At 63.8% G+C, this 7,451-nt stretch carries 5 protein-coding genes; 3 read left to right on the top strand and 2 right to left on the bottom strand.

The features are described from left to right. Window positions 1-369: 369 nt before the first annotated feature. Window positions 370-1,593 carry a CaiB/BaiF CoA-transferase family protein gene (locus E8F06_RS01630; protein WP_280363566.1) on the bottom strand — a complete coding sequence of 408 codons (1,224 nt, stop codon included), beginning with the start codon at window positions 1,591-1,593 and terminating at the stop codon, window positions 370-372. Window positions 1,594-1,662: 69 nt separating this feature from the next. Then, on the bottom strand, window positions 1,663-2,844 hold the full coding sequence (locus E8F06_RS01625; RefSeq protein WP_120653726.1) for an acyl-CoA dehydrogenase: 1,182 nt from the start codon (window positions 2,842-2,844) through the stop codon (window positions 1,663-1,665). A 193-nt stretch (window positions 2,845-3,037) separates the two neighbouring features. Between E8F06_RS01625 and E8F06_RS01620 the strand changes: the two genes are divergently transcribed. From E8F06_RS01620 to E8F06_RS01610, 3 genes are all read left to right on the top strand, one after another. Then, a complete protein-coding gene (locus E8F06_RS01620) occupies window positions 3,038-3,946 on the top strand; it encodes a LysR family transcriptional regulator (RefSeq protein ID WP_280363564.1) in 909 nt (302 codons plus the stop codon). A 195-nt stretch (window positions 3,947-4,141) separates the two neighbouring features. Further along, window positions 4,142-5,920, top strand: coding sequence for a DUF1302 domain-containing protein (locus E8F06_RS01615; protein ID WP_280363561.1), 1,779 nt, complete (start codon window positions 4,142-4,144; stop codon window positions 5,918-5,920). Between the two features lie 17 nt (window positions 5,921-5,937). Next, a complete protein-coding gene (locus E8F06_RS01610; protein ID WP_190828849.1) occupies window positions 5,938-7,308 on the top strand; it encodes a DUF1329 domain-containing protein in 1,371 nt (456 codons plus the stop codon). Window positions 7,309-7,451: the final 143 nt, after the last annotated feature.

Here is a 7,451-nt window from a genome sequence, read left to right as displayed (position 1 = left end):
GTCTTTCGTCTCAACCGAGGCCGCGCATTCTACGCTAGCCGTTCTTGCTGTCAAGCTGTTTTTCGAAATTTTCGTTTCTACTCAACCGCTTGCGCTTCCGATCCGATTCACTCTTCTCGTCAGCGGGAGGCGCATTCTACAGCGTTCAAACCCGCTGTCAACACCTCCGATTCAGCCTCATTCGCCAGTGGCGAACCTTGCGAAGCGAACCCTTCCAGCACTTTCTCCAAACACTTAACTCGTTGATCTACAAGGAGTTTTGTTTGGCGATTGCGCCGGAAGTGGGGCGCATTATAGGGATGCAGAATCTGCCGTCAACACTTTTTTGAAAGTATCTTCAGCACGCCTTTCGTACCTATATAAGAAGGGCTAGATGACTTCCGCCTTGCGCAAGGCTTCCACCTGCTCCGCAGCCAGGCCCAGTACGCGCTGCAACACTTCCTGGGTGTGTTCGCCGAGAAGCGGCGGCGGCATGCGGTACTCCACTGGCGTTTCGGAAAGGCGCAGCGGACTGGCCACCTGCGGCACCACGCCGGCCAGGGGATGCTCCAGCTCGACGCGAAGGCCGCGCGCCTGCACCTGGGGATCGGAGAATACCGCCGCCAGGTCGTTGATCGGCCCACAGGGCACGCCGACCTCCTCCAATGCACTCACCCATTCGGCCGTAGTCTTGAAGACGGTGGCCTGGCGAATCATCGGAATCAGTTCGGCACGGTGCGCCACTCGCGCCTTGTTGCTTGAAAAACGCGGGTCGTCCGCCCACTCCCGATGACCGGCGACCTCGCAAAACTTGCGGAACTGGCTGTCGTTACCCACGGTGAGGATGAAATCCCCGTCCGCAGTCGGAAAATCCTGATACGGCACTATGTTCGGGTGGGCGTTACCCAGACGCCGGGGCGGATTGCCCGTCGTCAGGTAGTTCATCGCCTGGTTGGCGAGACAAGCCACCTGCACGTCGAGCAGCGCCATGTCGATATGCTGTCCCTTGCCGCTGATGTCCCGAGAAGTGAGAGCAGCCAGCATGGCCACGGAGGAATAGAGCCCAGTGAGAATGTCGGTCAGCGCCACGCCGACCTTGACCGGACCGGCCCCCTCTTCCTGATCAGCGCGACCGGTGATGCTCATCAGACCACCCAGCCCCTGGATCATGAAGTCGTAACCGGCACGCTTGGCATAGGGACCGAACTGGCCGAAACCGGTGATCGAGCAATAGATGAGGCGCGGGTTGATGGCCTTCAGCGACTCATAGTCCAGCCCATAGGCCGCCAGGCCACCCACCTTGAAATTCTCGATGAGGATGTCGGACTTCGCCGCCAGCTCGCGAACCAGCTTCTGGCCCTCGGGACGTGTGAAGTCGACGGTCACCGACTGCTTGTTGCGGTTGGCCGAGAGGAAATACGCGGCCTCGCTGGTATCCCGGCCATCGGCGCCCTTGAGGAAGGGCGGCCCCCAAGCACGGGTGTCGTCGCCGGAGCCCGGACGTTCGACCTTGATTACCTCGGCCCCCAGGTCCGCGAGGATCTGGCCGGACCAGGGGCCAGCCAGCACGCGGGAGAGGTCGAGCACACGGATATGGGAGAGAGCGCCAGCCATGGGATCACCTGGGTTCGCAAAAGGACCCGGGCCTCGCACCTATATATAGAAGAGAGGCCCGGCGGAGGATCAGAAGAACGCCTGGATGCCGGTCTGCGCGCGACCGAGGATCAGCGCGTGGACGTCGTGGGTACCCTCGTAGGTGTTCACCACTTCCAGGTTCACCAGGTGACGGGCCACGCCGAACTCGTCGGAGATGCCGTTGCCGCCCAGCATGTCGCGGGCCATGCGCGCGATATCCAGCGCCTTGCCGCACGAGTTGCGCTTCATGATCGAGGTGATTTCCACCGCGGCGGTGCCTTCATCCTTCATGCGACCCAGACGCAGGCAGCCTTGCAGCGCCAGGGTGATCTCGGTCTGCATGTCGGCCAGCTTCTTCTGGATCAGCTGGTTGGCGGCCAGCGGACGACCGAACTGGTTGCGGTCCAGCACGTACTGGCGAGCGGTGTGCCAGCAGGCTTCGGCGGCACCCAGGGCACCCCAGGAGATGCCGTAGCGTGCGGAGTTCAGGCAGGTGAACGGACCACGCAGGCCACGCACGTCCGGGAAGGCGTTCTCTTCCGGCACGAACACGTTGTCCATCACGATCTCGCCAGTGATGGAGGCGCGCAGACCGACCTTGCCGTGGATTGCCGGAGCGGACAGGCCCTGCCAGCCCTTCTCGAGCACGAAGCCGCGGATCTCGCCGGCATCGTCCTTGGCCCAGACCACGAAGACGTCCGCGATCGGGCTGTTGGTGATCCACATCTTGTTGCCGGTCAGGCGGTAGCCGCCGTCGACCTTCTTGGCGCGGGTGATCATCGAGCCCGGATCGGAGCCGTGGTTCGGCTCGGTCAGGCCGAAGCAGCCGATGTATTCGCCGCTGGCGAGTTTCGGCAGGTACTTCTGCTTGGTGGCTTCGTTGCCGAACTCGTTGATCGGCACCATCACCAGGGAGGACTGCACGCTCATCATCGAGCGGTAGCCGGAGTCGATACGCTCGACTTCGCGGGCGATCAGGCCGTAGCACACATAGTTCAGGCCGCTGCCGCCGTAGGCTTCCGGAATGGTCGCGCCGAGCAGGCCGGTTTCGCCCATCTCGCGGAAGATGGCCGGATCGGTCTGCTCATGGCGGAAGGCTTCGAGGACGCGCGGAGCCAACTTGTCGGCTGCGAACTGCTGGGCGCTGTCACGCACCATGCGCTCTTCTTCGGTGAGTTGCTGATCCAGCAGCAGCGGGTCGATCCAGTTGAAGCTTGCTTTGGCGGCCATGGGGAGTGTCCTCGGTAAGCGGGGTTCAGGGGGCGGGCCATCGCGGGCCACTGCCTTATTAGTGTTGACGCATCCTAGACAGCCTAGGCCCTATCGGACAAACGAGGATTTCGCATGCTGTTGTGCTAATTTCTCACTCCGAAAAGCCAAACACCCCATTTTCAAGCCTTTATTTGTGAACCGGAGGTACAGCATGCGCCGCAAGATACCCAGCACCGGCGCCCTGGTCGCCTTCGAATCCGCTGCCCGCCACCAGAGTTTCACCAAGGCCGCCGATGAGCTGGCACTGACCCAGAGCGCCATCTGCCGACAGATTGCCGGCCTGGAGGAGTTTCTCGGACTGGAACTGTTCCGCCGTTCGCGGCGCGGGGTGAAGCTGACCGAAGCCGGCCTGGCGTATTCCCGTCGCATTGCTGCTCAGCTCGATGCAGTGGAGCGCGACACACTCGCGGTGATGGGTCAGCAAGGCGCGATGACGGTAGAGCTGGCCATCGTGCCCACGTTCGGCACCCAGTGGCTGGTGCCCCGGCTGAAAGACTTCCAGCGCCTGCATCCGGAAGTGACGGTCAACCTGACCAACCGCACCCGCCCCTTCCTCTTCGCCGACACCGACTTCGATGCCGCCCTCTACTTCGGTGATGCCGAATGGTCGGGTACTCGCGCCGACTTCCTGATGCACGAAAACTCGGTGCCGGTATGCAGCCCCGCGCTGCTGGAGGGCCGGCAGGGCCTGGACGCCGACGCCATCGCCCGCCTGCCACTGCTGCAACAGACCACCCGCCCCTACGCCTGGCGCCAGTGGTTCAGCTCCCTCGGGATGAACGTCGCTCGCGACCTCAGCGGCCCGCGCTACGAACTCTTTTCCATGCTTGCCCAAGCGGCGATGCACGAGATGGGCGTGGCACTGGTCCCGCCATTCCTGATCCAGCGCGAACTGGCCGACGGCCGCCTGGTGATCGCCCACTCCCACAGTTTCCGCAGCGACAAGGCCTATTACCTGATCATTCCCGAACGCAAGCTCGAATCTGCCGCCCTGATCGCCTTCCGCGACTGGTTGGTAGACGCCGCGCGCGCCTACCGGAGCGAGGCCGGACTGGACTGACCCGGCGCTGTAACCCCAGGTAGCACCGCCCCGCTCGCCCGCGCTCAGCGGACGGAGGAAGGCCCGTTCCGGGCACCAGCACAACGCACCTATCACCCACTCGGGTGATAGGTGAAATCGCCCGTTCAGGCAGTTATGGCGCAGGTAGCGGGCTGATTAGCATGAGGCCTCCCAAGACCCGCTCTGGAGAGCCGCATGACAACAAGAACAATGCGCGGAATCTTCCGGCCGCACACGCTGGCCGCCGCCATCGCCCTGGGTTGCAGCGCCCAGGCCTTTGCCATCACGTTCAACATTGGTGAAATCGAAGCCCAGTTCGACTCCTCCCTCTCGGTCGGCGCCAGCTGGGCGGTACGCTCGCCGGACCCGGAGTTCATTTCTACCGCCAGTGGCGGCGAAGCACTGTCGCGTACCTCCGACGACGGACGCCTGAACTTCAAGAAGGGGGAGACCTTCTCGAAGATCTTCAAGGGCATTCACGACCTGGAGCTGAAGTACGGCGACAGCGGGGTCTTCCTGCGCGGCAAGTACTGGTACGACTTCGAACTGAAGGACGAGCACCGCCTCTTCTATGACATCGACGATCACAACCGCAAGGAAGGCGCCAAGGCCTCCGGCGCCCAGCTGCTCGATGCCTTCCTCTATCACAACTACAACCTGGGGGACCTGCCGGGCAGCTTCCGTGTCGGCAAACAGGTGGTGAGCTGGGGCGAGAGCACCTTCATCGGCAACAGCATCAACTCGATCAACCCCATCGACGCGGCGGCCTTCCGTCGCCCCGGCGCCGAGATCAAGGAAGGCCTGATCCCGGTGAACATGATCTACCTGTCCCAGAGCCTGACCGACAATCTCTCGGCCGAGGCCTTCTACCAGCTGGAATGGGACCAGACGGTGGCCGATAACTGCGGCACCTTCTTCTCCACCTCGGACGTGGTGGCCGACGGCTGCGTCGACCGCCTGGTGGTCGCCGGCCCGGACCTGCCCCCCGGCGAGTCGAACAACACAGGTCCGGCCACAGGCAACAACCTGTACATTCCCCGCGCCGGCGACCGCGACGCCCGCGACAGCGGCCAGTTCGGCGTGGCCCTGCGCTGGTTCGTACCCGAATTCAACGACACAGAGTTCGGTGCCTATGCGATGAACTACCACAGCCGCGGCCCGATCTTCTCCACCATCCGCACCACCACCCCGAGCCCCGCGATCATTCCGGGCGCCCCTGGTGCGCGCTACTTCATTGAGTACCCTGAAGACATCCGCCTCTATGGCCTGAGCTTCCAGACCAACATCGAAGGCACCTCGCTGGCCGGTGAAGTCAGCTTCCGCCCGAACATGCCGCTGCAGCTCAACAGTACCGACCTCTCCTTCGCCGCCCTCGGCATCCCGAACGTGCCGATCTTCGAGAGCGGTCATGCACGCAACGTCGCAGGCGAGGACCTGCACGGTTACGAGCGCAAGCCGGTCACCCAGGCCCAGGTCACCGCCACCCAGTTCATCGACCAGGTCATGGGCGCCAGCCGTCTGACCCTGGTAGCCGAGGTCGGCTACAACCACATCGGAGGCCTGGACGACGACATCGGCGAACTGCGCTTTGGCCGCGACCCCATCTATGGCCCCGGCCAGTTGTCCGCCCAAGCCGTGTGCCTGGCACTCACCGCCGCCAGCCCGCTGCAGCGCGAGTGCAACGACGACGGTTTCTACACCAGCAGCTCCTGGGGTTACCGCGCCCGCGCCAGCCTGGACTACAGCAACGTCTTCGCCGGCATCAACCTGACCCCGAGCATCGCCTGGTCCCATGACGTGGACGGCTACGGCCCGAACTTCAACGAAGGTTCCAAGGCCATCAGTCTCGGCCTCAACGCCGAATACCAGAACACCTACACCGCCAGCCTGTCGTACACCGACTTCTTCGGCGGCCACTTCAACCCGACCACTGACCGCGACTTCGTCGCCCTCAGCTTCGGCCTCAACTTCTGACCGCAAGGACTCCCAGAATGACCCAGAGAAGATTCCTGCAAAGCAGCGTGCTGGCCCTCAGCCTTATCGCCGCCAACGTCATGGCCGCCGTCACCCAGGAGGAAGCCGCGCAGCTCGGTACCAGCCTCACCCCGCTGGGCGCGGAGAAGGTCGGTAATGCCGACGGCAGCATCCCGGCCTGGACCGGCGGGCTGCCGACCAACGCCGCGGTGGTCGACTCCAACGGCTTCGTCGGCAACCCCTACGCCAACGAACAGCCGTTGTTCACCATCACCGCCGCCAACGCGGAGCAGTACAAGGACAAGCTGTCCCCCGGGCAGATGGCGATGTTCAAACGCTACGCCAGCACCTACAAGATCCCGGTCTACCCCAGCCACCGAAGCGCCGCCGCACCCCAGCCCATCTACGACGCGGCGAAGCAGAGCGCGCTGAGCACCCAGCCGGTGGACGGCGGCAACGGCCTGTCCAACTTCGCCGACAGCCACTACTACGCCTTCCCGATTCCCAAGGATGGTGTGCAGGTGATGTGGAACCACATCACCCGTTACCGCGGCGGCAACGCCCGGCGCCTGGTGGTCCAGGCCACCCCGCAGACCAACGGATCCTTCACGCCGGTGCAGTTCCAGGACGAGGTGGCCTTCCCGGCGGACATGAACGAGCTGGACAAGGAGAAGTCCGCCAACGTGCTGCTCTACTTCAAGCAGCGTGTCCTGGCACCCTCGCGCCTGGCGGGTAACGTGCTGCTGGTCCACGAGACCATTGACCAGGTGAAGGAACCGCGCCTGGCCTGGCTCTACAACGCCGGCCAGCGCCGCGTGCGCCGCGCCCCGCAGGTCGCCTACGACGGTCCGGGCACCGCCGCCGACGGCATGCGCACCGCCGACAACTTCGACATGTTCTCCGGCGCTCCGGACCGCTACGACTGGAAGCTCATCGGCAAGAAGGAGATGTACATCCCCTACAACAGCTACAAGCTGGAATCGCCCAAGCTCACCTACAAGGAGATCATCCAGCCGGGCCACCTGAACCAGGACCTGACCCGCTACGAGCTGCACCGCGTCTGGGAGGTGGTGGCCACGCTGAAGCCCAACGAGCGCCACATCTATGCCAAGCGCCACTACTTCATCGATGAGGACAGCTGGCAGATCGCCTATGCCGACCACTACGACGGTCGCGGCCAGCTCTGGCGCGTCGGTGAAGGCCACGCCAGCTACCACTACCAGCGCCAGGTGGCCACCTACGCGGTGGAAGCCCTCTACGACATCATCGCCGGTCGCTACATCGCCCTCGGCCTGAAGAACGAAGAAAAGCACGGCATCGAGTTCGGCTTTGCCGCCACCGGTGCCGACTACACCCCGGCTGCCCTGCGCAACGCCGGCATCCGCTGACCCCTCCGGGCGCCCCGATCCAGGGGCGCCCCTTTCTTCCGCACTGCCGTGTTATGGCGCCCCATCAGCGCCATGCATGCTGCTTCAAGCCCACCTGGGGCCGATCTAGTCTGCGAGGGTCCGGTTCACCCATAACAACAACT

It is taken from the genome of Pseudomonas sp. BN411 (assembly GCF_029871235.1).
Lineage (GTDB): Bacteria > Pseudomonadota > Gammaproteobacteria > Pseudomonadales > Pseudomonadaceae > Metapseudomonas.
This window is presented reverse-complemented; position numbering and strand designations above follow the sequence as displayed.

Coding starts and splice junctions, on each gene's coding strand:
- E8F06_RS01630 (WP_280363566.1), bottom strand. CDS start 1,593: ATGGCTGGCGCTCTCTCCCATATCCGTGTGCTCGACCTCTCCCGCGTG.
- E8F06_RS01625 (WP_120653726.1), bottom strand. CDS start 2,844: ATGGCCGCCAAAGCAAGCTTCAACTGGATCGACCCGCTGCTGCTGGAT.
- E8F06_RS01620 (WP_280363564.1), top strand. CDS start 3,038: ATGCGCCGCAAGATACCCAGCACCGGCGCCCTGGTCGCCTTCGAATCC.
- E8F06_RS01615 (WP_280363561.1), top strand. CDS start 4,142: ATGACAACAAGAACAATGCGCGGAATCTTCCGGCCGCACACGCTGGCC.
- E8F06_RS01610 (WP_190828849.1), top strand. CDS start 5,938: ATGACCCAGAGAAGATTCCTGCAAAGCAGCGTGCTGGCCCTCAGCCTT.